21 protein-coding genes and 2 riboswitches are annotated in these 25154 nt (G+C 68.2%); of the genes, 7 read left to right on the top strand and 14 right to left on the bottom strand.

Features of this window, described 5'->3' with window-relative positions; genetic code table 11:
* The first annotated feature begins 213 nt into the window (after nt 1–213).
* The 5 genes from EXE63_RS28260 to EXE63_RS28240 are packed head-to-tail and all read left to right on the top strand — an operon-like array spanning nt 214 to nt 7873.
* Nucleotides 214–1596, top strand: coding sequence for a hemolysin family protein (locus EXE63_RS28260; protein WP_168144676.1), 1383 nt, complete (start codon nt 214–216; stop codon nt 1594–1596).
* The gene (locus tag EXE63_RS28255; protein ID WP_168144675.1) at nt 1586–2638 is read left to right on the top strand and encodes a hemolysin family protein; all 1053 of its coding nucleotides are present in this window, start codon (nt 1586–1588) and stop codon (nt 2636–2638) included. Before EXE63_RS28260 ends, EXE63_RS28255 begins: the two co-directional genes overlap by 11 nt.
* Nucleotides 2638–3531 carry a 3-methyladenine DNA glycosylase gene (locus EXE63_RS28250; protein ID WP_168144674.1) on the top strand — a complete coding sequence of 298 codons (894 nt, stop codon included), beginning with the start codon at nt 2638–2640 and terminating at the stop codon, nt 3529–3531. Before EXE63_RS28255 ends, EXE63_RS28250 begins: the two co-directional genes overlap by 1 nt.
* 27 nt (nt 3532–3558) lie before the next feature.
* Nucleotides 3559–5763, top strand: coding sequence for a malate synthase G (locus tag EXE63_RS28245; RefSeq protein WP_168144673.1), 2205 nt, complete (start codon nt 3559–3561; stop codon nt 5761–5763).
* 46 nt (nt 5764–5809) lie between these two features.
* On the top strand, nt 5810–7873 hold the full coding sequence (locus EXE63_RS28240) for a vWA domain-containing protein (protein ID WP_168144672.1): 2064 nt from the start codon (nt 5810–5812) through the stop codon (nt 7871–7873).
* Nucleotides 7874–7883: 10 nt separating this feature from the next.
* Here EXE63_RS28240 and EXE63_RS28235 read toward each other — a convergent pair whose 3' ends face one another.
* Nucleotides 7884–8738, bottom strand: coding sequence for an endonuclease/exonuclease/phosphatase family protein (locus tag EXE63_RS28235; RefSeq protein ID WP_168144671.1), 855 nt, complete (start codon nt 8736–8738; stop codon nt 7884–7886).
* Between the two features lie 10 nt (nt 8739–8748).
* The gene (locus tag EXE63_RS28230; RefSeq protein ID WP_168144670.1) at nt 8749–10158 is read right to left on the bottom strand and encodes an MFS transporter; all 1410 of its coding nucleotides are present in this window, start codon (nt 10156–10158) and stop codon (nt 8749–8751) included.
* A gap of 58 nt (nt 10159–10216) precedes the next feature.
* On the opposite strand from EXE63_RS28230, the gene EXE63_RS28225 reads away from it, so the two are divergent.
* The gene (locus EXE63_RS28225; RefSeq protein WP_234904296.1) at nt 10217–10639 is read left to right on the top strand and encodes a winged helix-turn-helix transcriptional regulator; all 423 of its coding nucleotides are present in this window, start codon (nt 10217–10219) and stop codon (nt 10637–10639) included.
* Here EXE63_RS28225 and EXE63_RS28220 read toward each other — a convergent pair.
* From EXE63_RS28220 to secA2, 12 genes are all read right to left on the bottom strand, one after another.
* Nucleotides 10630–11532: an alpha/beta fold hydrolase gene (locus tag EXE63_RS28220; protein WP_168144668.1), complete on the bottom strand. Its 903-nt coding sequence runs from the start codon at nt 11530–11532 to the stop codon at nt 10630–10632. The two genes, EXE63_RS28225 and EXE63_RS28220, sit on opposite strands and share 10 nt — an antisense overlap.
* A 9-nt stretch (nt 11533–11541) precedes the next feature.
* Complete coding sequence (gene gcvP / locus EXE63_RS28215; protein WP_168144667.1) at nt 11542–14370, bottom strand: aminomethyl-transferring glycine dehydrogenase; 2829 nt, start codon at nt 14368–14370, stop codon at nt 11542–11544.
* Between the two features lie 35 nt (nt 14371–14405).
* Nucleotides 14406–14497: riboswitch (glycine riboswitch) on the bottom strand.
* Nucleotides 14498–14596, bottom strand: a riboswitch (glycine riboswitch).
* Nucleotides 14597–14726: 130 nt separating this feature from the next.
* Complete coding sequence (locus EXE63_RS28210; protein ID WP_168144666.1) at nt 14727–15350, bottom strand: MerR family transcriptional regulator; 624 nt, start codon at nt 15348–15350, stop codon at nt 14727–14729.
* 212 nt (nt 15351–15562) lie between these two features.
* The gene (locus EXE63_RS28205; protein ID WP_168144665.1) at nt 15563–16057 is read right to left on the bottom strand and encodes a bifunctional nuclease family protein; all 495 of its coding nucleotides are present in this window, start codon (nt 16055–16057) and stop codon (nt 15563–15565) included.
* 46 nt (nt 16058–16103) lie between these two features.
* Entirely contained in the window at nt 16104–16847 is a 744-nt protein-coding gene (gene ftsR, locus EXE63_RS28200) for a transcriptional regulator FtsR (protein WP_168144664.1), read from the bottom strand.
* Between the two features lie 29 nt (nt 16848–16876).
* The gene (gene garA / locus EXE63_RS28195) at nt 16877–17341 is read right to left on the bottom strand and encodes a glycogen accumulation regulator GarA (RefSeq protein ID WP_057166076.1); all 465 of its coding nucleotides are present in this window, start codon (nt 17339–17341) and stop codon (nt 16877–16879) included.
* Between the two features lie 202 nt (nt 17342–17543).
* On the bottom strand, nt 17544–17939 hold the full coding sequence (gcvH, locus tag EXE63_RS28190; RefSeq protein ID WP_168144663.1) for a glycine cleavage system protein GcvH: 396 nt from the start codon (nt 17937–17939) through the stop codon (nt 17544–17546).
* A gap of 29 nt (nt 17940–17968) precedes the next feature.
* Entirely contained in the window at nt 17969–18805 is an 837-nt protein-coding gene (locus tag EXE63_RS28185) for a DUF881 domain-containing protein (RefSeq protein ID WP_168144662.1), read from the bottom strand.
* Nucleotides 18806–18808: 3 nt separating this feature from the next.
* On the bottom strand, nt 18809–19141 hold the full coding sequence (locus EXE63_RS28180) for a small basic family protein (protein WP_067996730.1): 333 nt from the start codon (nt 19139–19141) through the stop codon (nt 18809–18811).
* Nucleotides 19142–19190: 49 nt separating this feature from the next.
* Entirely contained in the window at nt 19191–20099 is a 909-nt protein-coding gene (locus EXE63_RS28175; RefSeq protein ID WP_168144661.1) for a DUF881 domain-containing protein, read from the bottom strand.
* Entirely contained in the window at nt 20092–20733 is a 642-nt protein-coding gene (locus tag EXE63_RS28170) for a CDP-alcohol phosphatidyltransferase family protein (RefSeq protein ID WP_168145822.1), read from the bottom strand. Before EXE63_RS28170 ends, EXE63_RS28175 begins: the two co-directional genes overlap by 8 nt.
* A 34-nt stretch (nt 20734–20767) precedes the next feature.
* On the bottom strand, nt 20768–23113 hold the full coding sequence (gene secA2 / locus EXE63_RS28165) for an accessory Sec system translocase SecA2 (RefSeq protein ID WP_494546314.1): 2346 nt from the start codon (nt 23111–23113) through the stop codon (nt 20768–20770).
* A 131-nt stretch (nt 23114–23244) separates the two neighbouring features.
* Between secA2 and EXE63_RS28160 the strand changes: the two genes are divergently transcribed.
* Nucleotides 23245–25152 (top strand): ABC transporter ATP-binding protein/permease, encoded by a 1908-nt coding sequence (locus tag EXE63_RS28160; RefSeq protein WP_168144659.1) that lies wholly within the window; start codon nt 23245–23247, stop codon nt 25150–25152.
* The last annotated feature ends 2 nt before the right edge of the window (nt 25153–25154 follow it).

Here is a 25154-nt window from a genome sequence, read left to right as displayed (position 1 = left end):
GGGCAGTTACCATGTACCGATTCCGTCGCGAATGACATCCGTCGCCAATACAGAGAGGGACCCCGTGCCACAGGCACCCGTGGAAGCCCACGGAGATCGAATGGGCTCCGGGATTGCGCTCGGCACACCGCCCTCGCCCAGCGAACCCGGTGAATCCGAGCCGTCCAGTAGCCGGCCGGGCACCAGGCCCGGCACACCTGCGGTGAGCAGACGATGAATCTCACCATGACGCTGCTCAGCCTGCTCGCGTTCATCCTGCTGACCGCGGGAACCGCGTTGTTCGTCGCGGCCGAGTTCTCCTTGACCGCACTGGAACGCAGCATCGTCGAGTCCAACGCACGGACCGGCGGACGGCGCGATCAGTTCGTCCTCAAGGCACACCGCACCCTGTCCTTCCAGCTGTCCGGCGCGCAGCTCGGCATCTCGATCACCACCCTGGCCACCGGATACCTGGCCGAACCCGTGGTGGCCCGGCTGCTCTACGCGCCGCTGACCGCGCTGCACGTCCCCGCCGACTGGGTGAGCCCGATCGCTCTGGTGCTGGCGCTGCTGATCGCCACCTCGGTGTCGATGATCTTCGGTGAGCTGGTGCCAAAAAATCTGGCCATCTCCAAACCACTGCCCACCGCCCGATTCGCCGGCGCGCCGCAGTGGTACTTCTCCAAGCTGTTCACCCCGGTCATCAAGGCCACCAACGGCACCGCCAACTGGATCCTGCGCCGGTTGGGCATCGAACCGGCCGAGGAACTGCGCTCGGCACGGTCCCCCCAGGAACTGGTGTCGCTGGTGCGCACCTCGGCACGCAGCGGCGCGCTGGACGCCGACACCGCCGTCCTGGTCGACCGTTCACTGCAGTTCGGCGACCGTTCCGCCGAGGAACTGATGACCCCACGGTCCAAGATCGAATCGCTGGAACTGGAGGACACCGTCTCCGACCTGTTGGACGCCTCGATCCGCACCGGCTACTCGCGTTTCCCGATCGTCGACGGCGACCTCGACCAGACCGTCGGCATGGTGCACGTCAAGCAGGTCTTCGAGGTGCCGGCGCAACGGCGCGCCACCACCCCGTTGTCCCGGTTGGCGGTGCCGGTGCCGACGGTGCCCGCGTCGCTCGACGGTGACGCGGTGATGACCCAGATCCGCGCTAACGGGATCCAGACCGCCATGGTCGTCGACGAATACGGCGGCACCGCGGGCATGGTCACCTTCGAGGACCTGATCGAGGAGATCGTCGGCGATGTGCGCGACGAACACGATGACGCCACACCGGATGTGGTGCAGAGCCGGGCCGGCTGGCAGGTCTCCGGACTGCTGCGGATCGACGAGGTCGATTCCGAGACACCGTTCCGGGCCCCCGAGGGTGATTACGAGACGATCGGCGGCCTGGTCCTGGAGAAGCTCGGACACATCCCCGACGTCGGCGAAACCGTGGAGCTCACCGAGTTCGACCCGGACAAGCCCGGTGAGGACCCGGTGCGCTGGCAGGCCCGGATCTTGAGGATGGACGGCCGGCGTATCGATCTGCTGGAACTCGTCGAGACCGCCGGCGCCGACGCGTCACCCGCCGAGGGCAAGGAGCCCACCGATGGGCGGTGACCTGTTCGCGGTCGCACTGACCGTCCTGCTGCTGGGCCTCAACGCGTTCTTCGTCGGCGCCGAGTTCGCCCTGATCTCGGCGCGGCGCGACCGCCTCGAAGCGCTCGCCGAGCAGGGCAAGAAACGCGCCGTCACGGTGATGCGTGCGGCGGAGAACCTTTCGCTGATGCTGGCCGGCGCGCAGCTGGGCATCACCATCTGCTCGATCCTGCTCGGCCGGGTCGGCGAGCCCGCGGTGGCCCATCTCCTGGAGAAACCGTTCGCGCTGCTCGGCGTCGGCGACGCCGTCCTGCACACGGTGTCGTTCATCGTCGCGCTCGCGGTGGTCGTGACCCTGCACGTGCTGCTCGGCGAGATGGTGCCCAAGAACATCGCCATCGCCGGACCGGAAGCCACCGCGATGCTGCTGGTACCGCCGTACCTGATGTACATCCGTGCGGTGCGCCCGCTCATCGCCTTCTACAACTGGGCCGCCAACACCACGCTGCGGGCGATGCGGGTGGAACCCAAGGACGAACTCGACGTCACGGTCTCCACCGTCGAGCTGTCCGACATGATCGCCGAGTCCCTGTCGGAGGGTCTGCTCGACCGGGAGGAGCACACCCGGTTGACCCGCGCCCTGCAGATCCGCGATCGCAGCGTGGCGGATCTGGCCATCCCGCTGGACCGGATCCACGCGGTGCCCTCGGCGGCACCGGGGTCCGGACCCACGATCGCGGCCGTCGAGCAGGCGCTCTCGGAGACCGGGTACTCCCGCTTCCCGGTGACCAATGCCGACGGCAGCTACCTGGGCTACCTGCACATCAAGGATGTGCTGCCGGTGCTCCACGAGGAGCGCACCACGCTGGACGCGGCGATGGTGCGCCCGCTGATCGAGGTGGCATCCACGCTGCCGCTGCCCGACGCGCTGACCCGGTTGCGGCGCAACAAGAGTCACCTCGCACTGGTCACCGACGGTGGCCGGGTCACGGCGATGGTGACGCTGGAGGACCTGGTGGAAGATCTGGTCGGCACGGTGCGCGACGGGACGAACCGGATCTGATGGTGACCGTCCTCACCGAATCGGACTGGCTGGCTCGGGAGGCCGCGCACCAGCAGCGGGTCGCGCGGTTCACCGCGCCGCACCAGCACCGCGCGCGACGCGGCGAACCGCATCCGGTGTGGGATTTCCTGTTCACCTACTACAGCCTGCGGCCCCGCCAGCTGCGGCGCTGGCATCCCGGCTTCGGCGTCGCGCTGGCCGGACCCGCCGCCGAACGCTTCGCCACCCGCACCGGTTACCACCGCATCGAGGGCACTGTGACGGTGACCGATGAGCTGTTGAAAGCCCGGCGCGACACCGTGGCGTTCATCGCCGACCTGCTGTCGGGTACCGCCCAGCGGCCCGCCCGGTTCAACTGTTTCGGGCTGCATGAATGGGCGATGGTCTACCGCTCGCCGGAGGTGCGCCACGGCCAGGTGCCGCTGCGTCTCGGGGCGACGGGCACCGACGCCGTCGTCGATTCGATGCCGTTGCGATGCAGCCATTTCGACGCGTTCAGGTTCTTCACCCCGGCCGCTGCCGAGCGCAACGGTGAGCAGTTACGCCGCGACACCCAGCTCGTCACCGAGCAGCCGGGCTGCATTCACGCAGCAATGGACTGCTACAAGTGGGCCTACAAACTGGGGCCGCTGGTGCCCTCGGAACTGGTGATGGACTGCCTGGAACTGGCCGCCGACGCGCGGGCGGTCGACATGTGTGCCAGCCCATATGACCTGACCGACTATGGTTTCGACCCGATTACCATCGAGACCGCCGCAGGCCGCGCCGAGTACGTCACAGCGCAGCAGGGCATCACCGAACGGGCCGCGCCGTTGCGTGCGGAGCTGGCCCGCCGGTGTGACCTGCTGCTCACCCGGTCCTCCGCCGGATCACCGGTAGTTACCGGCGGGTAAACTAGTCCGACTGCTAAGGGAGGAAACATGACCGAGCGCGTGACGGTGGGAAACCTGCGGGTTGCCAAGGTGCTGCACGACTTCATCACGACCGAAGCGTTACCCGGCACCGGTCTGGACCCCGATACCTTCTGGTCGGGCGTGGACAAGGTCATCGCCGACCTCACCCCGCAGAACCAGGGTCTGCTGGCCCGTCGTGATGACCTGCAGGCCCAGATCGACAAGTGGCACCGTGCCCGGGTCATCGGCCCCTTCGACGCCGCCGAGTACAAGCAGTTCCTCACCGATATCGGTTACCTGGCGCCCGAGCCCGCCGACTTCAGCATCACCACCTCCGGTGTCGACGCCGAGATCACCAGCACCGCGGGCCCGCAGTTGGTGGTGCCGATCCTCAACGCCCGCTTCGCCCTGAACGCCGCCAACGCGCGGTGGGGTTCGCTCTATGACGCGCTGTACGGCACCGACGTGATCTCCGAGGACGGTGGCGCCGAGAAGGGCTCCTCGTACAACCGGGTGCGCGGCGACAAGGTCATCGCCTACGCCCGCAACTTCCTCGACGAGGCCGTGCCGCTGTCCTCGGGCTCCTGGGCCGACATCACCGAGGTGACGATCACCGACGGCGTGCTGACTTTGACCGTCGACTCCTCGGGCGAGCCCTCGTCGGTCGAGCTCGCCGATCCGAGCGCATTCGTCGGCTACACCGGCGAACTCGGTGCTCCGGCCTGGTCGGTGCTGCTGGAGCACAACGGCCTGCACATCGAGATCCTGACCGACGCGGACTCACCGGTCGGATCGACCGACAAGGCCGGCATCAAGGACGTCGTGCTGGAGTCCGCCATCACCACCATCATGGATTTCGAGGACTCGGTCGCCGCGGTCGACGCCGAGGACAAGGTCCTGGGCTACCGCAACTGGTTGGGGCTCAACCGCGGCGATCTCGCCGAAGAGGTCAGCAAGGGCGGCAAGTCCTTCACCCGGGTGCTCAGCCCCGATCGGACGTTCAGCACCCCCGACGGCACCGGCCAGCTCAGCTTGCCCGGGCGCAGCCTGCTGTTCGTCCGCAATGTCGGGCATCTGATGACCAACGACGCGATCGTGGACGCCGACGGCAACGAGGTCCCCGAGGGCATCCAGGACGCCCTGTTCACCGGCCTGATCGCCACCCACGGATTGACGGTCAGCGACGAGACGGGACCGCACGCCAACAGTCGCACCGGATCGATCTACATCGTGAAGCCCAAGATGCACGGGCCCGACGAGGTCGCGTTCACCTGCGAGTTGTTCAGCCGAGTCGAGGATGTCCTCGGTCTGCCCCAGGGCACCCTCAAGGTCGGCATCATGGACGAGGAACGCCGCACCACGCTGAATCTGAAGGCCTGCATCAAGGCCGCCGCCGACCGTGTCGTGTTCATCAACACCGGCTTCCTGGACCGCACCGGCGACGAGATCCACACCTCGATGGAGGCCGGCCCGATGATCCGCAAGGGCGCCATGAAGAGCCAGCCGTGGATCAAGGCCTATGAGGACGCCAACGTCGACGTCGGCCTGGCCACCGGCCTGTCCGGGCGCGCCCAGATCGGCAAGGGCATGTGGGCCATGACCGATCTGATGGCCGACATGGTCGAACAGAAGATCGGCCAGCCCCGCGCAGGCGCCACCACCGCGTGGGTGCCCTCCCCGACCGCGGCCACCCTGCACGCCATGCATTACCACCAGGTCGACGTGGCGGCGGTGCAGAAGGAACTCGCAGGCAAGCAGCGCGCCACCATCGACGAGTTGCTGACCATTCCGCTGGCCGGTGAACTGGCTTGGTCGACCGATGAGATCCACGAAGAGGTCGACAACAACTGCCAGTCCATCCTGGGCTACGTGGTGCGCTGGGTCGACGCCGGTGTCGGCTGTTCCAAGGTGCCCGACATCCACAATGTCGCGCTGATGGAAGACCGTGCCACGCTGCGCATCTCGAGTCAGTTGCTGGCCAACTGGCTGCGCCACGGAGTGATCACTGAGGGCGATATCAAGGCGAGCCTGCGCCGGATGGCCGCTGTCGTCGATCAGCAGAACGCCGGCGACCCCGACTACCTGCCGATGGCCACCGATCCCGAGGCCAGCATCGCCTTCCAGGCCGCGCAGGAATTGATCCTGTCGGGCACCCAGCAGCCCAGCGGCTACACCGAGCCGATCCTGCACCGGCGCCGCCGCGAGTTCAAGGCGCGTGCCGCAAGCCAGTGACTAGACTTCGGCGGGGCATTCGACACGACGAGTTAAGAGGGTAGGGATGGGCAGGCACAGCATTCCCGACCCCGACGAGGCCGACGACCGGACCGGCAACGGGCCGGACGCCGGTTACGGGTCGGAACCCGCCGGGGACAGTGATGCAGGTTTCCGCGACGCCGGTTATGGGGCCGACGAATACGGTCCTGGCGAATACCGGTCCGATGACTACGGGTCCGATGAGTACGGTCCGGACGACTACCAGTACGAAGTCGATCGCGGGTACGACGAGCCCGACCCGGCGCCGCGAGGTTTCCCCGCCGTCGCCGACGAGGATTCGCCGACCCAGGCTTTCTCGGTCACCGGCCGCCAGCGCACCTACGAGGACGGCGAGTGGACCGGCAGTCACCGTGCGGTGACCACCGGGCGGCGCAAGGTCAGCCCCGTCGTCATCGGCGCTCTCATCACCGTCGTGGTGGTGGTCGGCGCCGTCATCCTGTGGCGCTTCTTCGGTGACGCGCTGTCCAACCGCAGCCAGGCCTCCGCCGATCGCTGCGTCGAGGGCGAGGTGACCGTCGCGGTCATCGCCGACCCTGCCATCGCCGAACAGGTGGGCACCTTCGCCGAGCAGTACAGCGCGACCGCCGACCCGGTGGGCGACCGTTGTGTGCAGGTCGCGGTGCGGGCCGCGGACTCCACCGCGGTGATCAACGGTTTCGCCGAGTCCTGGCCTGGCGAACTCGGTGACCGCCCGGCCCTGTGGATTCCGGCGAGCTCGATCTCGGAGGCACGGCTGGAGACGGCCAGCGGCGGCAAAACCGTCATCGACAGCCGGCCGCTGGTGAGCTCCCCCGTCGTGCTGGCCGTCCGGCCCGAGCTCAAGGATGCGCTGGGCCAGCAGAGCTGGTCGGCCCTGCCGGGGCTGCAGAGCGACCCGGCCGGCCTGGACGGGCTCAACCTGCCGGGCTGGGGTGGCCTGAAACTGGCGCTGCCGCTCACCGACAACAGCGACGCCGCCTACCTGGCCTCCGAAGCGGTGGCCGCCGCCTCGGCGCCCGCCGGATCGCCGGGCAGCGCGGGCGCGGGCGCGGCTCAACGCCTGCTTGCCGGGCAACCCGAGTTGGCCGACGCCGCGGCCTCGACCGCTTTGGACGCCCTCGTCAACGCCGCCGACCCCGCGACCGCACCGGTGCACGCCGTCGCCACCACCGAACAGAAGCTGTTCGAGCGGGGCGCGAACCTCGACGATGCTGCCGGCAAGCTCGGTTCCTGGATCCCCTCGGGGCCGGCCGCCGTCGCCGACTTCCCCGCGGTGCTGCTCAGCGGCGACTGGCTGTCCAAGGAACAGCTGACCGCGGCAAGCGAGTTCGACCGCTTCATGCGCAAACCCGAGCAACTCGCCGAACTCGCCAAGGCCGGATTCCGGGTCGAAGGGGTGGCACCGCCGGGCAGCCCGGTCACCGATTTCCCGGCGCTCGCCCAGCCGTTGTCCTTCGGTGACGCGCAGTCCCGCGCCACCCTGGCCACCCGGATGACCGCACCCGCCCAGAGCGGCACGGTCACCGTGATGCTCGATCAGTCGATGCCCGTCGACGAGGGAGGCCGCAGCCGGCTGGCCAATGTGACCACCGCGCTCAACGACCGGCTGCAGATGCTGTCGCCGACATCGTCGGTGGGGCTGTGGACCTTCGACGGGGTGGCGGGACGCTCGGTGACCACCACCGGACCACTCGGCGACGATGTCGGTGGTGAACCCCGCTCGGCGGCGCTGTCGACGAATCTGCAGTCCCAGACGAGCTCCGGTGGCGGCGCGGTGTCCTTCACCACGCTGCGGCTGATCTACGCCGACGCGCTGGCGAACTTCCGCGCCGGTGAACCGAATTCGGTGCTGGTGATCACCTCCGGCCCGCACACCGACCGCAGCCTGGACGGCCCGGGACTGATCTCCTACATCCAGGGCGCGGTGGACACGGACCGGCCGGTCGCGGTGAACGTCATCAATCTCGGCGACGACCCGGACCGCTCGACGTGGGAAGAGGTGGCACGGGCCAGTGGCGGCGAGTACCGCAATGTGCCCAGCTCGGCCGATCCCGGTCTGGCCGATGCGGTCGCCGACTTCCTGGGCTGAGCTCCTCGCTTCAGCGCCGCCGCAGCACGCAGCGCACCCCGAAGTGATCCGACGGGAACACCCGCGGCAGTGCGGCCGAAATCGGTTCGCGGCCCAGTAGTTCGATCGATTCGGGCACCCAGGCGTCACCCGTGGTGAGCACCCGGTCGAATCGGACGTGGCGGCGTTTGTCCTTCATGTCGAACCGCATGTGGTTGATGGTGGTGTCCTCGGTGTACCCGGGTTCTCCCGGGCGCAGCACCGGCCAGGCGTCCCGGTAGTCCGGGTCGATGATGGCGTTCTCGGAGTCACGGATGTTGAAGTCGCCCAACATCACCACGTTCTCGGCGTCGCGCTGGGATGCGAAGATCCGCCCGAGTTGGCGGGCACGCAGAGACGCTGACGCCTTTCCGCTCTCGAGATGGATACCGACGACGGTCAGCCGCTCACCGTTGACGGTGAGCTGTGCGGTCAGGTATCCGCGGGACAATCGGGTCGGCAGCGGCGTGTAGGTGACGCTGTCGACGGGGACGCGGGACAGCAGCAGCATGCCATAGTTGCCCCGGCGGCCCCCGACAACCGCGGCACTGCGATAGTGCTCCCGGATCCATGGTTGTTCTCCGAACACGGTGAGCGCATCGGGAGTCACCTCCTGAAAAGCCATGATGTCCGGGGATTCTCGGGACAGCAGATCGGCGATGGTGCGGTGGCGCTGCCGGGCGTGCTTGTCGTTGAACCAGATGTTGTACGTCGTGACGGTGAGACGGTCGACGTGGCATGGCGTGGCCGTTTCGCGTGCGGTGATCCACCTTTGGCGACCGGGATCGAACCGCAGCACGGGCACGTGGGCCGGGCGACGGAAATAGCTGTGCCACAGCCGGTCCATGGTGCCCAAGCTACTCCGCTGCGGTGGCGCACCCCCGCGGAGCCCGCCACGCCCGCGGCAGTGTCACCGCGATGCCGATCAGTCCGACCCCGAGCGGCACCAGCAGCGCCGCACGGTATGACTCGAGCAGGTCGGCACCAGTTGCCAGGACGGCGACCTGAACGGCGGTGGTGACGGCGAGCCCGATCGCCGCGCCGAACTGGAACGTGGTGTAGAGCAACCCCCCGGTCAGGCCCTGCGCTGATTCCTCGACGCCGTCGGTGGCGGCAATGGTCAGTGGGCCGTAGGCCAGGGTGAACGCGATCCCCAGCGCCAGGAAGCTCGGCAGCATGCTCAGATAGACCCAGTCGTCCTCGACACCGGTGAACAAGGCGAACGACAATGCCGAGAAGAACATGCCGGCCGCGATGACCCGCCACAGCCCGAACCTGCGGACCAGGACCGGGGTCAGTGTCGGCGCGAGGATGGCGTCGATGGCGACCACCAGCAGCGCCAACGCCGTCGTCAGTGCCGACCAACCGCGTAATTCCTGCAGGTAGAGCACCACGATGAACTGGAATCCCATGAAGCCACCCGCCAGGCAGCCGGCACCGATGTAGGCGTTGACCAGGCTGTCGTTGCGCAGCAGACCAGGAGGGACGAGCGGGTCGGCGGCGGTGCGCTGCCGGACGGTGAATGCGGCGAACAGCATGAGCGCGACGGCACCTGTCGCTGCCGAGGCGAAAACGGAGGCGTGCGCGGCATTCTCGATCGTGGCGACGGTCAGGACCACCGCGCCGGTGATCAGCAGAGCGCCGGGCAGGTCGAGTGAACGGCGCGCTGCCACGGTGTCGCGTGGGATCAGCGGAAAACCCAGGGCCAGCACGGCCAGCGCGAGCACGACGGGAGCGAAGAAGACCCAACGCCAGCCGAAGGCCGTCAGCACGCCGCCGGCGACGAGCCCGAGCGAGAACCCGGCCGCGCCGATGCCCGCGTAGATGAGCACCGCGCGATCCCGTTGCGGGCCTTCGGGAAAGCTGGTGGTGATGATCGCGAGCCCGGCCGGCATCAGGAAGGCCGCCGCGATCCCGGTGATGACGCGGACCGCGATGATCATCGCTCCACTGGGGGCGACGCCCCCCAGCGCGGAGACGCCGATGAAGACGACCAGGGCGATCAGGAACACCCGCCGCCGCCCGTAGACATCGGCGGTGCGCCCGCCCAGCAACATGAAACCGCCGTAGCCGATGACGTAACCGCTGACGATCCACTGGAGTTGGACGGTCGGCAGCCCCAGCGCCTCGCGGATCACCGGCAGGGCGATGTTGAACATCGCGATGTCGATGCCCTCCAGGAAAGCCGCCCCGCAGAGCGCCACCAGGAGCAGCGCCGAGCGGGTCCGCGAGGGCGTACGTGTGGGATGTGCCGCAACTGTGTCCATCTACCCCAACCTTGAGTTCCTATTGGTAACTGACCACATCATCAGGCACCATGGCGGTGTGGCGGAAGAAGGCACTTCGAAGTCAGCCGGTACCCCTGAGGTAACCGACTGCTGCCCGGACGCCTTCCAGTGGGATCGGCGCGAGGACTGTGAGGTCCGCCAGATCCTCGACCGGATCGCGGACAAATGGTCGCTGCTCGTCATCGCCCTGCTCGATGACGGTTCCATGCGATTCACCGAGCTCAAACGCATGATCGACGGCGTCAGCCAGCGGATGCTGACCGTCACGCTGCGCCAGCTCGAACGCGACGGCCTGGTGCGCCGCACCGTGCATCCCGTCGTCCCGCCCCGGGTCGACTACGAACTCACCGATCTCGGGCGCACCCTGCACCAGACCGTCCAATCGCTGGTCCGGTGGACCGAACGCCACCAGGGCGATATCGCAGCGGCGCGTCGGGAGTTCGACGCCGCTCACAGCTGAAGCAGACCGAGAGCCTCTCTGGCGAACACATCCGGCACCTCGACCTGGGGATAGTGCCCGATGCCCGGCAGTTCGACCACCTTCGCCGCCGGGCGCAGTTCACGCAGTCCGGCGAGGACGTTGACCGTGGCCACCGGATCGTCCAGCCCCCACAGGAAACTCAGCGGCTTCTGCCACGCACTGATCGCACCGTGCCACCGGGACGCATAGCGCACCCGCTCGTCGAGATAGGCACACAGCAGGTGCGTGATCCGGTGACCGTCGTTGTGCGCCAACAACGCCCATTGCGCCGCGGCCTCCTGCGCCGTCAGCGGATGATCCGCACCGAACAGCCGGCCGAAGCCGCGCACGAAACCGCCCCGGCCGATCAGCCGCGACATCACCGGTCCGAGCGGTCCCCGTAGCACCTTCTGGGACGGGCGCAGACTGGCCCGCTCCAGGATCACGCTGCCATTGGTCAGCACCGCGGAACGCAGATCGAACGGCAGCCGGCCCTCCACATCGCGGGCCAGCAGCTCGGTCGCCACCGACGTGCCCATATCGTGCGCCACCATCGAGACCGGCCCGGTGATGGTCTCGGCCAGCACCTGCTGCACCAGGTCCGCCTGTTCCAGCAGGCTGTAGGTGTGCGGTCGGCGCCGACTCCCCGGTCGCTGCGCTCCTGCCCACCGAGGCTTGTCCGACAGACCGAAGCCCAGGAAGTCCAGCGTCACCCACGACCGGCCCGCCAGCTCGGTGACCACCTCGCGGTAATCGAAGGAGCTGGACGGAAATCCGTGCAGCAGAAGCACCGTCGGCCCCTCGCCGGGCGCGGACCGGACGAACACCGAACCGGCGGAGGTGGCCAGGAAGCGTCCACCGTCGGCCCAGTTCTGCACATCTGCAGGCAGCACCGGGTCAGGCTAAGCGAATGCCTCCACCGGCGGGCAGGAACACACCAGATTGCGGTCGCCGTAGGCGGCGTCGATCCGGCGGACCGGCGGCCACACCTTCGGACGAAATCCCTTGCCCAACGGATAGGCGGCCTGCTCCCGCGTGTAGGGGTGCGACCACTCCGGCACCAGCAGAGCCTCCGCGGTGTGCGGGGCACCGCGCAGCGGGTTGTCCTCCACCGGCCACTCCCCCGAACCGACCTTGTCGATCTCGGCCTTGATGGCGATCATCGCGTCACAGAACGCGTCCACCTCGGCCAGGCTCTCGCTCTCGGTGGGCTCCACCATGAGCGTGCCGGCCACCGGGAAGCTCATCGTCGGTGCGTGGAAACCGAAGTCCGCCAACCGCTTCGCCACATCGTCGACGGTGACGCCGGTGGCCTTGGTGATGCCGTTGAGATCCAGGATGCACTCGTGAGCGACCATGCCGTTCTCGCCGGTGTAAAGCACCGGGAAGTATTCGTCGAGGCGGCGCGCCACATAGTTGGCCGACGCGATCGCGGTCAGCGAGGCTGCCCGCAGCCCGGCCCCGCCCATCATCCGGATGTAGGTCCAGGTGATCGGCAGGATCGACGCCGACCCGTACGGGGCCGCCGAGACGGTGTAGCTGTCGCCGAGTTCGTCGGCCAGCGGATGGCCGGGCAGATACGGCGCCAGGTGGCTGCGCACCGCGACCGGTCCGACGCCGGGACCCCCACCACCGTGCGGGATGCAGAACGTCTTGTGCAGGTTGAGGTGGCTGACATCGCCGCCGAAACGACCCGGTCGGGCCAGCCCGACCAGCGCGTTGAGGTTGGCGCCGTCCACGTAGACCTGGCCGCCCGCATCATGCACGGCCGCACAGATGTCGGCGACATCATGCTCGTACACCCCGTGGGTGGACGGGTAGGTGATCATCAGCGCGGCCAGCCGATCCGCGTGCGCAGCGACCTTGGCGCGCAGGTCATCGAGGTCCACGTCACCGTTGGCGCGGCAGGACACCACGACCACCCGCATCCCGACCAGTGCGGCGGAGGCCGCATTGGTGCCGTGTGCACTGGACGGGATCAGGCAGACGTCGCGGTCGGCCTGGTCGTTGTCGCGGTGGTAGGCCTGGATGGCGAGCAGCCCGGCGTACTCCCCCTGCGATCCGGCGTTGGGCTGCAACGAGATCTCGTCGTAGCCGGTGATGCCGGTCAGCCAGTCCTGCAGGTCGGCGATCAGGCGGCGCAGGCCCGGATTGTCCGACGCCGGGGCGAACGGATGCTGCTTGGCGAATTCCGGCCAGGTGATCGGTTCCATCTCGGCGGCCGCATTGAGCTTCATCGTGCACGACCCGAGCGGGATCATGCTGCGGTCCAGCGCAATGTCCTTGTCCGCCAACGACCGCAGGTACCGCATCATCGAGGTCTCGGTGCGGTACAGGTGGAACGCCGGGTGGGTCAGGAAATCCGACGTCCGGGTGGCGATATCGGTTCCCGCAGCCGGCGCGGGGGTCACCGCGAACGCTTCCAACACGGCCGCGACATGCGCATCGGTGGTGGCCTCATCACAGGCCACCGACACGTGATCGGCGTCGACGCGCCACAGGTTGACACCCGCGGCCTTGGCCGCGGCGACGATCTCATCGGCCCGGCCGGGAACTTCGGCCAGCACGGTGTCGAAGAACCTCTCGTGCACCAGCGAATCACCAAGGGCCGCAGCGATCTTCGCCGCCTGATCGTGCACCCCGCGGGCGATCGCGGTCAGGCCGGCGGCGCCGTGGTAACTGGCGTACATCGCCGCGATCACGGCCAGCAGCACCTGCGCGGTGCAGATGTTGCTGGTCGCCTTGTCGCGCCGGATGTGCTGCTCGCGGGTCTGCAGGCTCAGGCGGAACGCCGGCGACCCATCCCTGTCGACGGAGACACCGACGAGGCGGCCGGGAAGCTGGCGGGCGTGCTTGGTGTGCACGGCCAGGTAACCGGCGTGCGGGCCGCCGAATCCCATGGGCACACCGAAACGTTGGGTGGTGCCGAAGGCGACGTCGGCGCCGATATCGCCGGGCGGGGTGATCAGGGTGGTCGCCAACAGGTCGGCCCCCACGGCGACGAGCGCGCCGCGCTCATGGGCCTGGGCAACCAGTGCGCTCCAGTCGTCGACCCGTCCACTGGCGCCCGGCAACTGCACGATCACACCGAAGAAATCGCCCTCGGGCAGGCCGTCGCGCAGGTCGGCGGTGACGATCTCGATGCCCAGCGGCTCGGCGCGGGTCGCGATCACCGCCGCGGTCTGGGCGTACACATCGGCGTCGACGGCCAGCCGGTTGGACGGGCCCTTCACCGCACGGTGCATCAGCGTCATCGCCTCGGCGGCGGCGGTGCCCTCATCGAGCATCGAGGCGTTCGCCACATCCAGGCCGGTCAGGTCGCTGACCATGGTCTGGAAGTTGAGCAGCGCCTCCAGCCGACCCTGGCTGATCTCGGGCTGGTACGGCGTGTAGGCGGTGTACCAGGCCGGGTTCTCCAGGATGTTGCGTTTGAGCACCGGCGGGGTCAGCGTGTCGAAGTACCCCTGGCCGATCATCGACACGGCCACGGTGTTGGAGTCGGCCAGGGCGCGCAGCTCGGCGAGAGCCTCTTCCTCGGTGGCCGCCGGCGGCAGGTGTTCCAGGCCGGGTGCCAGGCCGTCGGCGCCGACCGCGTCGAGGATGCCGGCCGGAAGTGCCTTGTCGGCCAGCTCGTCGAGCGAGCCGACGCCGATGACATCGAGCATGGTGGCGATGGCGTCGGCGTCGGGCCCGATGTGGCGGGCGACGAAGCCGGAATGGTCAACAGACACGTGATCTCCCCTGTTCGAGGGCGCGGACAGCCAGTCCCTCTCCCTCTGTCGGGGCGCCTGAGAGATTCAGCCGGTCCGGCCTTTCCCCATGGGCGGGTGCGCGGGGCACCACTTTCCAGAGGCATCGTGGCCGTCCGCGGTCCTGGGTGCCTGAGAGGTTGACGGAGAGGTATTGCTCCTTCGGCGCCCGTGACTGGCCGTCACGGAACTCTCCCGCGCAAGGGCGATGCGCTGCTGATTCTACCGGTCGGCCAGATCCAGCACCGTCCACGCCGGATTCAGCCGGGCCGAATGTGACGAAGATGGCGAGGAATCAAGGATTCCTCGCCATCTTCGTCACATTCGTGAGTGAGCGGTCAGCCGATTTTGCGGTCCCGGGTCTTGCGCCGCGAGGCCAGTTCATCCTCCGGCGCCGAGATCGACTCGCCGCCGTCGGCGCGCTCTCCCGGGAAGTCGGCGATCGCGCCGGTCAGTTCCCGCATGGCACCCGACACCGCGATCCCGAACACGCCCTGGCCGCCCTGCAGGAGGTCGACAACCTCTTCGGCGGAGGTGCACTCGTACACCGTGGTCCCGTCGGAGAACAGCGTGATGTTGGCGAGGTCCTGCACACCGCGCTGCCGCAGGTGATCCACCGCGACACGGATGTTGTGCAGTGAGATTCCGGTGTCGAGCAGTCGCTTGACGATCTTGAGGACAAGGACGTCCTTGAAGGAGTACAGGCGCTGGCTGCCCGATCCGGCGGCGCCCCGGATCGATGGCACGACCAGCGAGGTGCGCGCCCAATAGTCGAGCTGGCGGTAGGTGATGCCGGCGATCTGGCAGGCGCTCGGCCCGCGGTATCCGACCAGCTCGTCCGGGATCGAATTGTCCGGGAACAGTCCGCCTTGCACGGGCTCGCCGGGTGCGCTGCTCACGGGCGGAGTCGCACCGCCGGCGGAAGACAGATCCAGCTCCCCCTGATGTGGCGTGTCGCCCACAGTCCATCCTCTCGCCGTCGCCCCCGGGCCCGTGATCGTCGCGCGTCACGTCCGAGTTTGAATGTGTCGAGCATACGCTCAACACATTGCTGCTACTGCTCGTCGTCGATCAAAATTATGGCTGCCCGTTTCCCCTGCGGCTCACACCCGGCCCGCGTGTCGAACTCACGAGACGCATCCGTGATCTTGACCATGGTGCGGGAGGAGCAGCGTCAGGTCGCCTTGAAATCGTCGGGTGACACGCTGTCGAGGAATTCCTTGAACTTCTCGACCTCGTCCTCGCGGACCGGTCCGTCGCTCTCTTCATCGGTCTCGTCGGGAATCAGCAGCCCGGCCTCGGCCAGCACCGCTTCCTCGACGAAGATCGGCACCCCGACGCGCAGCGCGATGGCCACCGAGTCCGACGGCCGCGCCGAGACCTTGATATCGCGATCGAAGATCAGGTCGGCGTAGAAGGTGCCCTCCAGCAGATCGACGATGCGTACCTCTTTGAGCGAATGGCCCAGGGCAGCAATCAGATCCCGGATGAGGTCATGGGTGAGTGGGCGCGGGGCCTCGACGCCCTGTTGTTCCTGCGCGATCGCGGCGGCCTCGGACTGCCCGATCCAGATCGGCAGGTAGCGGTCACCGTTGGACTCCCGCAGCAACAGCACAGGCTGATTCTGGGGCTGCTCCACGCGAATACCGACTACCCGAACCTCACCCATCAGCGCCTGCCCTCCGCAACGAAGCCGTCCAGGCAAAGTCTAGTCCTCAACGATCGAGAACGTCTCGCACTGCGGACTTGATCAGCGATGTGTGCAAGGTGATCGCCAGTGCCGCCACCTCGCGGGCCAGGTCATCGGCGCGGTCGCGCGCCCCGGCCTTGCCGGCGGCCGCCACCGGACCGGCGATCTGGGCGATCAGATCGGACTGCCGGTCGGCTGCCGACCGGAACGCCCGCAGGTGCCGCGGCTCGACACCGTAATCGGCCAGCGCGCGGGCACACTGGGCAATGGTGACCGAATGCTCGTCGAAGAACCCTGCCGGTCCGGGCTTGATGACACCCGCGGTGACCAGGGCCGCCAGCAGGGCGTTGTCCACACCGGAGCGGGACAGCAGATCCTCTCGGCTGAGCCGCACCTGTGCCGGCGCCACCGCCTCGGTGCCCGCGGGATCGGTGCCCGTGCCGACATCCCCGGCGATCTGGACGAGGCGCGGAACCGTGTACGCGGATCCGAGTGTCGGCAGCTCGCCGTCGGGCTGCGCGTCCAGTTGGGCCTTGATGACCTTGAGTGGCAGATACTGCTCGCGCTGCGCGGTCAGGACGAACCGCAGCCGGGCGCAGTCGTAGGCGGTGAACCGGCGATAGCCGGCCGCCGAGCGCTGCGGGGTGACCAGCCCCTCGGCCTCCAGGAACCGGATCTTCGAGATCGTGACATCCGGGAAGTCGGGGCGCAGCAGGTCCAGAACCGCTCCGATGGACATCCCGGCGGGTGCCGGTTCGGGCTGGGTCATCTAATCCTCGCGCAAGCGGCGCTCGGCAGTTAGCCGGCGTCGTCCGTCTTCGGCCCGGTCAGGAAGACCAGCCGGAACTTGCCGATCTGCACCTCGTCGCCATTGGCGAGCACGGCGGAGTCCACCGGCTCACGGTTGACGTAGGTGCCGTTGAGGCTGCCGACGTCGACGACCTGGAACTCGCCGGACTCCAGCCGGAACTCGGCGTGCCGACGGCTCACGGTGACGTCATCGAGGAAGATGTCGCTGTCCGGATGGCGGCCTGCCGAGGTGGTGGCCTGGTCGAGCAGGAAGCGCGAGCCCGCGTTGGGGCCCCGCTTGACGACGAGAAGGGCCGAACCCGCAGGCAGACCCTCGACACCCGACACCGAACTCTCGGTGCCGGTACTGGCCGGGGCATCCAGTTCGTTCAGGAAATCAGCGCGGAAAACCGATGTCGTCTCCACCGTGACTTCGTCGGACTGGTCGGCCTGAAAGTTGCTGTTTTCCGTCACCCGCTGCTCCTCTACTGGCTGCTGTGGCGTGCTTGTCCGACGGCCGTATGGGACCATCCGCGCGCCCGTCCGGCCTTAGTTGCGTCTCACGACGACCGTACCGCGCCGGGCAGGCCATTGGGTCCACCACCGCCGGATCCGGTCACGCAGACCTGCTCAACGCTTGTCGCTGATCAACAGATCCGCAAAACCCTAACAACACCTACTCGGGAAGAATCCCGCGGTAGCCGTCCGCGTCCAGAAGGTCCGGAAGCGGACCTGCCGGCACCGCGGTGTCGGTCTGCAGTTCGACCAGCCAGCCGGCGCCGTAGGGATCGGAGTTGACCAACTCGGGATTGCCCTCGAGCTCACCGTTGACCGCAACGACTTTCGCGGTGATCGGCGCGTAGAGGTCCGACAGCGATTTGGTGGATTCGACCTCCCCGAACGCATCGCCTGCGGCGACCGCTGCGCCCACGTCGGGCAGCTGCACGAACACCACATCGCCGAGGGCCGCCTGCGCGTAGTCGGTGATGCCGACCCGCACGGTGTCCTCGCCGGTGCGTCGCACCCACTCGTGCTCGGCGGTGTACTGCAGATCGGACGGGATCTCGCTCACGGGACTCCTTCGGCGGCGGGACGCGGGCACTACTTGACGGGCTGAGCGTATTGGCGAGGTTTCGGTTGCCGCAAGGCGGTCACCTCTACGGACTCGGACTGGGTCACCGTCATCGTGCCGCCGACCCGCTTCACGCTGTCCATGGCCCCGCCGGGGATGTTCATCGCGGCCGAGAGCGTGGGCGGATCACCAATCGCCAGAACCGAATACGGAGACCCGAGGGTGACCCCGTCGACGATCAGTGCGCCCGGCGCGCCGATCACCCAGGTGTCGACGCCCACCCGGACACCCTGCGCCGCATTCCCCGGGTCGCTGCGTTCTCCCCCGCGGGCGGGAGGTGCCGCCAGCCCGCCGGTCCCCGCGCCGCGGATCTCCATGGCCTCCGCGCCCGCCGCCCGCAACTCGTTGATCACGTCGAGCATCGTCTCCGGCGACACGCCGCGGGCATCGTCCCGGACGCTGATCGTCACACCCGGGCCGACGGCGGCCACGGAGCCGATCAGAATGGACAATGCCGCCAGCCTGGCCTGGGCGTTCTCGATGGCCGCCTGATCGCTGCTGCCGGATGCCTGCAGCGAGTTCAGGGTCTGCTGCAGATCGGCGACCTCGGTGTTGAGCGCGGCCTCCCGCTGCTGCAGGGAGTCCAGCAGCACCAGCAGATCGGCCGGCCGTGCGGTCTCCAGCGAATCACCGGATCCGGTCTGCCGCACCTGCGTGACGATCGCGATCCCAAGCAGCATGCACAGCACGACGCCCAGAGCGCCAAAAATCCATTGGGAGCGCGTGCGACCGGCGGGCGCGGCGGCGTCCTCCGGCAACTCGTGGCGGCCGTGCTCGGGCTGCTCGTTCGCGGCGTGCTCAGCCATCGCTCACGCTCCGAACAGCCTGCGCCGCAACGCGGCTGCATTGCCGAAGATCCGGATACCGAGCACCACGATGATCGCGGTGGACAACTGGGTACCGACACCGAGCTGGTCGCCCACGTAGACGATGAGCGCGGCCACCAACACGTTGAAGACGAAGGACACGACGAACACCTTCGAATCAAAGATCCGCTCCAGATAGGCGCGCAAGCCACCGAACACCGCGTCCAGCGCCGCCACCACGGCGATGGGCAGGTACGGCTGGATCGCCTCGGGCACGCTCGGGTGGAAGACCAGCCCGAGCACGATGCCGACGACGAGTGCGGCGATACCGATCACGTCTGGACCAACTTCTGGTTCAACCTGTAGATCAACTCTTCCCCATACCTCACCGCTCAATCCGTGTGGCAAAGCGGATCTCTCGTACCGAACCAGCGGGCACGCTCAGCGCCTCACCGGTACTGACCGTAACCCCGACGCCGTAGGACTGCTGCAGCAGCGTGAGCCGCTGCATCCCGGGACTGCGGTTGAACACGTCCTGCATCGCGTGCGGCGGCCCCAGTGCGACGATGGCGTACGGGCTGGTGATCGGCCGGTTGTCGACGAGAATGCCGCCGCCGGCCTGCCGGATGGTGACGTTGGGCCCGATCCGCACCCCACCGACCGCCACCGCCTCGGCTCCCCCGACCCACAACGAGTTGACCACGAGTTGCAGATCGCGGTCCAGGATCGCCTGTTGACTGCCCGTCACCCGCTGTTTGGACACGTCGGTGAGATCCCGGGACATACCGGGGTCGGTGACGGCGACCTCGAGCCCGGGCCCGATCGCGGGCGTCACGGCGGCGGAGAACTCCGCCTCGTCGAGCGCGGCAAGCAGTGCCCGGCCCTGTTCGTCACCGGCGAGGCGGCTGCGCCGCTCGGTCTCGACTTCGGCGGCCAGCTCATCCCTGGTCACCTCGACGGCGTCGGTGCGGCTCTCGCCGGCCCGCACGCTGTCGGCGAGCACCAGCTGAGTCTGCCGGTTCGCCGGCGCCACCGACTGCGCCTGCGAGGCGGCCGCGGCGAACACGACCGCCACGGTCAGCCCCGCCAGCAATGTCCAGCCCCCGGCGCGCAGCCGGCCCGCAGGGTGGTCGTGGCGGGCCGCGGCGGCCGCCGCATAGCCCGGGTCGAGATGGTCGGAGAGCAGCGAACGCAGCAGCGACGGCACCGGGATGCGTTGCGGCGCATCCTTTTCGTGATGGTTCAGGCCGGCCTCGGGGTGAAAGCCGCCCAGCGAACTCGCGGGATCAACCATGCCCCGGTGCTCCCCGGTTCGCTGCGGCGGTGCGGGGCAGTCGCTGGATCACCAGCCCCACCTGCGCCAGGTACAGCACCGCCGACCACAGGTACAGCACCATCCCCCAGATCAGGAATGCCCAGCCACAGGCCAGGATGACCCGGCTCCACAGCGCATCGAACTGGCCCAGCAGCACAAGCGGCAACCCGGACATCAACGCGAACGTCGCAGCCTTGCCGATATAGGTGACCGGCAGTGCGGTGAGCCCGCGGCTGCGCAGCACCGGCAGCGTCGCGGCCAGCACCAGATCCCGGCCGATCAGCACGATCACGAACCACCACGGCACCACGCCGGCGGCGGCGAGCGCCACCGGGGTCACCACCATGTAGATGCGGTCGACGGCCGGGTCGAGCAACTCGCCCAGCCGGGAGGACTGATCGGCGACCAGCCGAGCGATCTTGCCGTCGGCCCAGTCGGAGAAACCACTGAACATCAGCACCGCGACCGCCCAGCCGATGGCACCGTCGAAGAGCAGGTACAGGAACACCGGCACCAGCAGCAGGCGCAGCACGCTCAACGCATTGGGGATGGTGAGCACCCGATCCCCAGGCCGATTTCCCGTCGCTCCGCTCGCCCCGGGCTCATCCCCCATCGCTCCGCTCGCCCCGGGCTGCATACGGGTCAACCTAGCGGAAGACGCCCGGCAGGCTCAGCGCCGACATGACGTTGTCGGCCAACGGATCGTCGTGGATCATGTACGTCCACGTCGAGGTCGGCCGCGCCAGCCGGGTCAGGTCCAGGCCGGTCTCACCGCCCACGATGTTGGCGGTGTCGAAGGTCTGCTGGGCCGCCTCGATGGCATCGGCGGCCAGCGAGGCGAAGGCGTCCACGGCCATCCGGTGGAACTCGTCGAGCGGGCTCTGGTTACCGAGGGCGCGCAGGCTGATGCTCTCCCGGATATCGGCCAGGTAGGCCAGGTGATCGGCCCAGCCGCGGTCCAGGTGATAGAGCATGATCAGTCGGCAGATCTCGTCGAGCCGTTCCTCGGACACCGATTCCGCGATCTGCTCATAGCGCTTCGGCGAACGCTCCTGCAGTTCTTCGCGCGCCGTGGATGTGCGCAGCAGAGTGTCCCGGCGATCCACCAGGATGGCGCGCTGCTGGGCGGTGAGCTGGTTGTAGCGCCAGGTGTTGGCGTGCAGGTCCAGCGTCTTGCCCTCGGCCACCCGCTGCGCATGGTCGAGCAGGGTCGCCGCCTTGTTGCTGGTGACCTTGCCGTCCTCGTCGGTCTGCAACGGCAGCTTGTTGGGTTCCAGGAACGACACCACCACGTCGTCCTCCCAGCTGGAGAAGAACACCGAGGAGCCCGGGTCGCCCTGGCGCCCGGCCCGGCCGCGCAGCTGGTTGTCCAGCCGTTCGGTGTAGTGCCGTCCGGTGCCGATGACGTGCAGCCCGCCCAGCTCGGCCACCTGATCGTGGCCCGATTCGTCGGACCCGCCCAGCCGGATGTCGGTACCGCGGCCGGCCATCTGGGTCGACACCGTGACCCGGCCCTGCGCACCGGCCTCGGCGATGACGGCCGCCTCCTCGGCATCGTTCTTGGCGTTCAGCACCACCGCCGGGATGCCGGCCTTCACCAGCCGCTCGTGCAGATCCTCGGATTCGGCGACGTCGCGGGTACCGACCAGGATCGGTTGCGACGACTCATGCACCTCGGCGATGTGCTCGACGATGGCGTCGTTCTTGGCGGCCACCGTGATGTAGACGCGATCCGACTCGTCCTCGCGCACATTGGGCTTGTTCGGCGGGATCGGCGAGACACCCAACTTGTAGAACTGCCGCAACTGCTCACCGGCAGCCAGCGCGGTGCCGGTCATCCCGCACACCCGCGGGTACCGATTGATCAGCGCCTGCACGGTGATGGTGTCGAGCACCTCACCGGTCTCGGTGATATCGATGCCCTCCTTGGCCTCGACCGCCGCCTGCAGGCCGTCGGGCCAGCGCTGCAGCGACGCGATGCGGCCCCGTGAGGCGTTGATCAGGTGCACCGCATCGTCGCGGACGATGTAGTGGACATCGCGTTCCAGCAGCACATGCGCGTGCAGGGCGACGTTGATCTCGGTGAGGGTGGTGCCGACGTGTTCCTCGGAGTACAGATCGATCCCGCCGAGCGCGGCCTCCAGCCGGCGCGCACCGGCATCGGTGAGCTGCACATTGCGCCGGTCGGCGTCGGTCTCGTACTCGGTGTTCTCGCGGAGCTCGCCGACCAGCCGGATGACCTCCAGCCGCGGGGTCTCGCGGTGCGAGGTGCCCGCCAGCACCAGCGGGACCAGCGCCTCGTCGACCAGCACCGAGTCGGCCTCGTCGATCAGGGCCACATCCGGGCGCGGCGAGACCAGATCGTCCACCGAGATCACCAGCTGATCGCGCAGCACGTCGAAACCGATCTCATTGACCGAGCCGTAGGTGACGTTGCAGGCGTAGGCCGCGCGCCGCTGCGCGGGGGTCGCGTCGGCGGTGATCCAACCGACCGTCAGACCGAGCGCCTCCAGCAGCGGGGCCATCCATTCGGCATCGCGGCGGGCCAGATAGTCGTTGACGGAGATGACGTGCACACTTCGGCCCCCGATGGCGTAGCCGGCCGCGGCGATGGCGCCGGCCAGTGTCTTGCCTTCGCCGGTGGCCATCTCGACCACGTCGCCGGCGAGCATCCGCAGGGCCCCGAGCAGCTGGACGTCGAACGGCCGCAGGGAGATCGACCGATCGGCCGCTTCCCGCACGATGGCCAGGAACTGCGGGATATCGCCGGAGTCGGCGAGGTCGTCGAGGTTCAGCAGTCCGGCGGCCTTGCGCAACTGCTCATCATCGAGGTCGGCGGCCTTCTCGTCGAATTTCGACGAGGCGCTGACCTGGGTCATGGAGCGCGCCTGGTCCTTGTCGGTGCTGGCGCCGAGCAACTTCCAGAACCGGTTGCTCAATCCGCCGGATTTCGAGCCACCGGACTTGGACGCCTTCGAGGTCTTGGAACTCACAGCCACAGTCATACGGTACGCGGCAGCGGCACGGCGGCCGCACTGCCGTGGCAGGGCGCCACGGCAGTTGCGCTGCGGTGGCTTCCTGCCCAGCAGCACGCCGAACGGACCGGACCGTCGAACGGACACAGATGGACACAGCCACGCTCGGCCCGTCGATCGACTGGAGTACCGAGTTCGGGCATTCGGCACTGTGGGTCCTCGAAGCGTTCGGCATCACCGCGGCATGCCTGGCGGTCGTCATCGCCGTGGTCGCCCGCCGCGCCGAGTGGGGCCGTCAGTTCGTCCGCATCACCGGACGCTTCTTCACCGGCCGCGGCAGCGTGCAGGTCTGGCTGCTCGTGGGGACTCTGCTGCTCTCGACGATCATCGCGGTCCGTCTCAGCGTGCTGATCAGCTACTACACCAACGACCTGTTCACCGCCCTGCAGATGGCGTTTCAGGGCAGCGGCACCGATGACGACGCGCTGAAGGCCGATGGCATCGCGCATTTCTGGGATGCCCTGCTGATCTACCTGGTGCTCGCCCTGCTGTTCATGGCGCGCTACTTCGCCGACCTGTATCTCACCCAGCGCTTCCTGATCCGGTGGCGGTTGTGGCTGACCCGCCACGTCCTCGACGACTGGCTGGACGGACACGCCTATTTCCGCGGCCGATTCATCCGCGACGCGGTCGACAACCCCGACCAGCGGATCCAGGCCGATGTCGACATCGTGACCACCGGTTCGGCGGACCCGAACAACCCGGCACACGGGTCGAACCACATCCTGTTGTTCGGCGCGATCGAGTCGATGCTGACGGTCGCCTCGTTCGGCGTGATCCTGTGGAACCTGTCCGGGCCGCTGAACCTGCTGGGCATCGTCATCCCGCGGGCGCTGTTCTGGACAGTGATCGTCTACGTGCTGGCCGCGACCGTCGTCGCGTTCTGGATCGGGCGCCCGCTCATCCGGTTGAGCTTCCGCAACGAACTGCGCAACGCCGGTTTCCGGTTCGCCATGATCCGGCTCAAGCAAGCGGCCGCCGGAGTCGGCCTGTACCGGGGTGAACCGGCCGAGCGCCGCATGCTCGAGGAACGCCTGGGCGGGGTGATCGGCAACTACCGGCGCTGGCTGAACCGGATGATGCTGTTCCTGGGCTGGAACGTGTCGATGAGTCAGGCCATCAATCCGCTGCCCTATGTCGTTCAGGCCCAACGGCTGTTCGCCCAGCAGATATCGTTCGGCGACGTCATGCAGTCTGCCACCGCCTTCCACGCCATCCACGACGGGCTGTCCTTCTTCCGCACCAGCTACGACGTGTTCGCCGGCTTCCGCGCCGCGCTGATCCGGCTCGACGGACTTCTGGACGCCAACCGGCGGGCGCGGGCCATGCCGGGCATCGACTACGTCCCGGCGACCGATGACGGTGTCCGGCTGCGCGGCGTCGAGGTGCACACCCCGGACGGCCGCCAGTTGGTCGACGGCCTGGACCTGACGCTGGAGCCCGGGGCCACTCTGCTGGTGACCGGGCAGTCCGGGGTCGGCAAGTCCGTCCTGCTGCAGAGCCTGGTCGGCTTGTGGCCGTACACCTCCGGCCATGCGCAGTACCCGCTGAACTGCATGTTCATCCCGCAGGTGCCCTACCTCCCGCTGGGAACACTGCGCGCGGTGGTGGCCTACCCGCACGACCGTGAGATGTTCGGCGACGAGGCCATCCAGCGCGCCCTGCTGCAGGTGGTGCTGCCGCACCTGGTGCTGCAGCTGGGCGACACGCGCGACTGGGCGGCCATCCTGTCGCCCGGTGAGCAACAGCGCATCGCCTTCGCCCGGGTGCTGCTGCAACGGCCACCGATGGTGTGCCTGGACGAATCCACCTCGGCCCTCGACGAGGGACTCGAGCTGACGCTCTACCAGCTGCTGCGCGCCGAGCTGCCCGACACCACCCTGGTCAGTGTCAGCCATCGACACACGGTGCACCGCTTCCACGAACAGCGGCTCGATCTGCTGGGCGACGGCCGTTGGGACGCCACGACCCTCCAGCCGCCTCTCGACAGGTTCTAGGG

The organism is Mycolicibacterium frederiksbergense, from assembly GCF_012223425.1.
GTDB lineage: Bacteria > Actinomycetota > Actinomycetes > Mycobacteriales > Mycobacteriaceae > Mycobacterium > Mycobacterium frederiksbergense.
This window is presented reverse-complemented; position numbering and strand designations above follow the sequence as displayed.

Bases quoted from the DNA above. Each gene is read 5' to 3' on its own strand.
- EXE63_RS28260 (WP_168144676.1), top strand. From the start codon at position 214: ATGAATCTCACCATGACGCTGCTCAGCCTGCTCGCGTTCATCCTGCTG.
- EXE63_RS28255 (WP_168144675.1), top strand. From the start codon at position 1,586: ATGGGCGGTGACCTGTTCGCGGTCGCACTGACCGTCCTGCTGCTGGGC.
- EXE63_RS28250 (WP_168144674.1), top strand. From the start codon at position 2,638: ATGGTGACCGTCCTCACCGAATCGGACTGGCTGGCTCGGGAGGCCGCG.
- EXE63_RS28245 (WP_168144673.1), top strand. From the start codon at position 3,559: ATGACCGAGCGCGTGACGGTGGGAAACCTGCGGGTTGCCAAGGTGCTG.
- EXE63_RS28240 (WP_168144672.1), top strand. From the start codon at position 5,810: ATGGGCAGGCACAGCATTCCCGACCCCGACGAGGCCGACGACCGGACC.
- EXE63_RS28235 (WP_168144671.1), bottom strand. From the start codon at position 8,738: ATGGACCGGCTGTGGCACAGCTATTTCCGTCGCCCGGCCCACGTGCCC.
- EXE63_RS28230 (WP_168144670.1), bottom strand. From the start codon at position 10,158: ATGGACACAGTTGCGGCACATCCCACACGTACGCCCTCGCGGACCCGC.
- EXE63_RS28205 (WP_168144665.1), bottom strand. From the start codon at position 16,057: ATGGGTGAGGTTCGGGTAGTCGGTATTCGCGTGGAGCAGCCCCAGAAT.
- ftsR (WP_168144664.1), bottom strand. From the start codon at position 16,847: ATGACCCAGCCCGAACCGGCACCCGCCGGGATGTCCATCGGAGCGGTT.
- EXE63_RS28185 (WP_168144662.1), bottom strand. From the start codon at position 18,805: ATGGCTGAGCACGCCGCGAACGAGCAGCCCGAGCACGGCCGCCACGAG.
- EXE63_RS28175 (WP_168144661.1), bottom strand. From the start codon at position 20,099: ATGGTTGATCCCGCGAGTTCGCTGGGCGGCTTTCACCCCGAGGCCGGC.
- EXE63_RS28170 (WP_168145822.1), bottom strand. From the start codon at position 20,733: ATGGGGGATGAGCCCGGGGCGAGCGGAGCGACGGGAAATCGGCCTGGG.
- EXE63_RS28160 (WP_168144659.1), top strand. From the start codon at position 23,245: ATGGACACAGCCACGCTCGGCCCGTCGATCGACTGGAGTACCGAGTTC.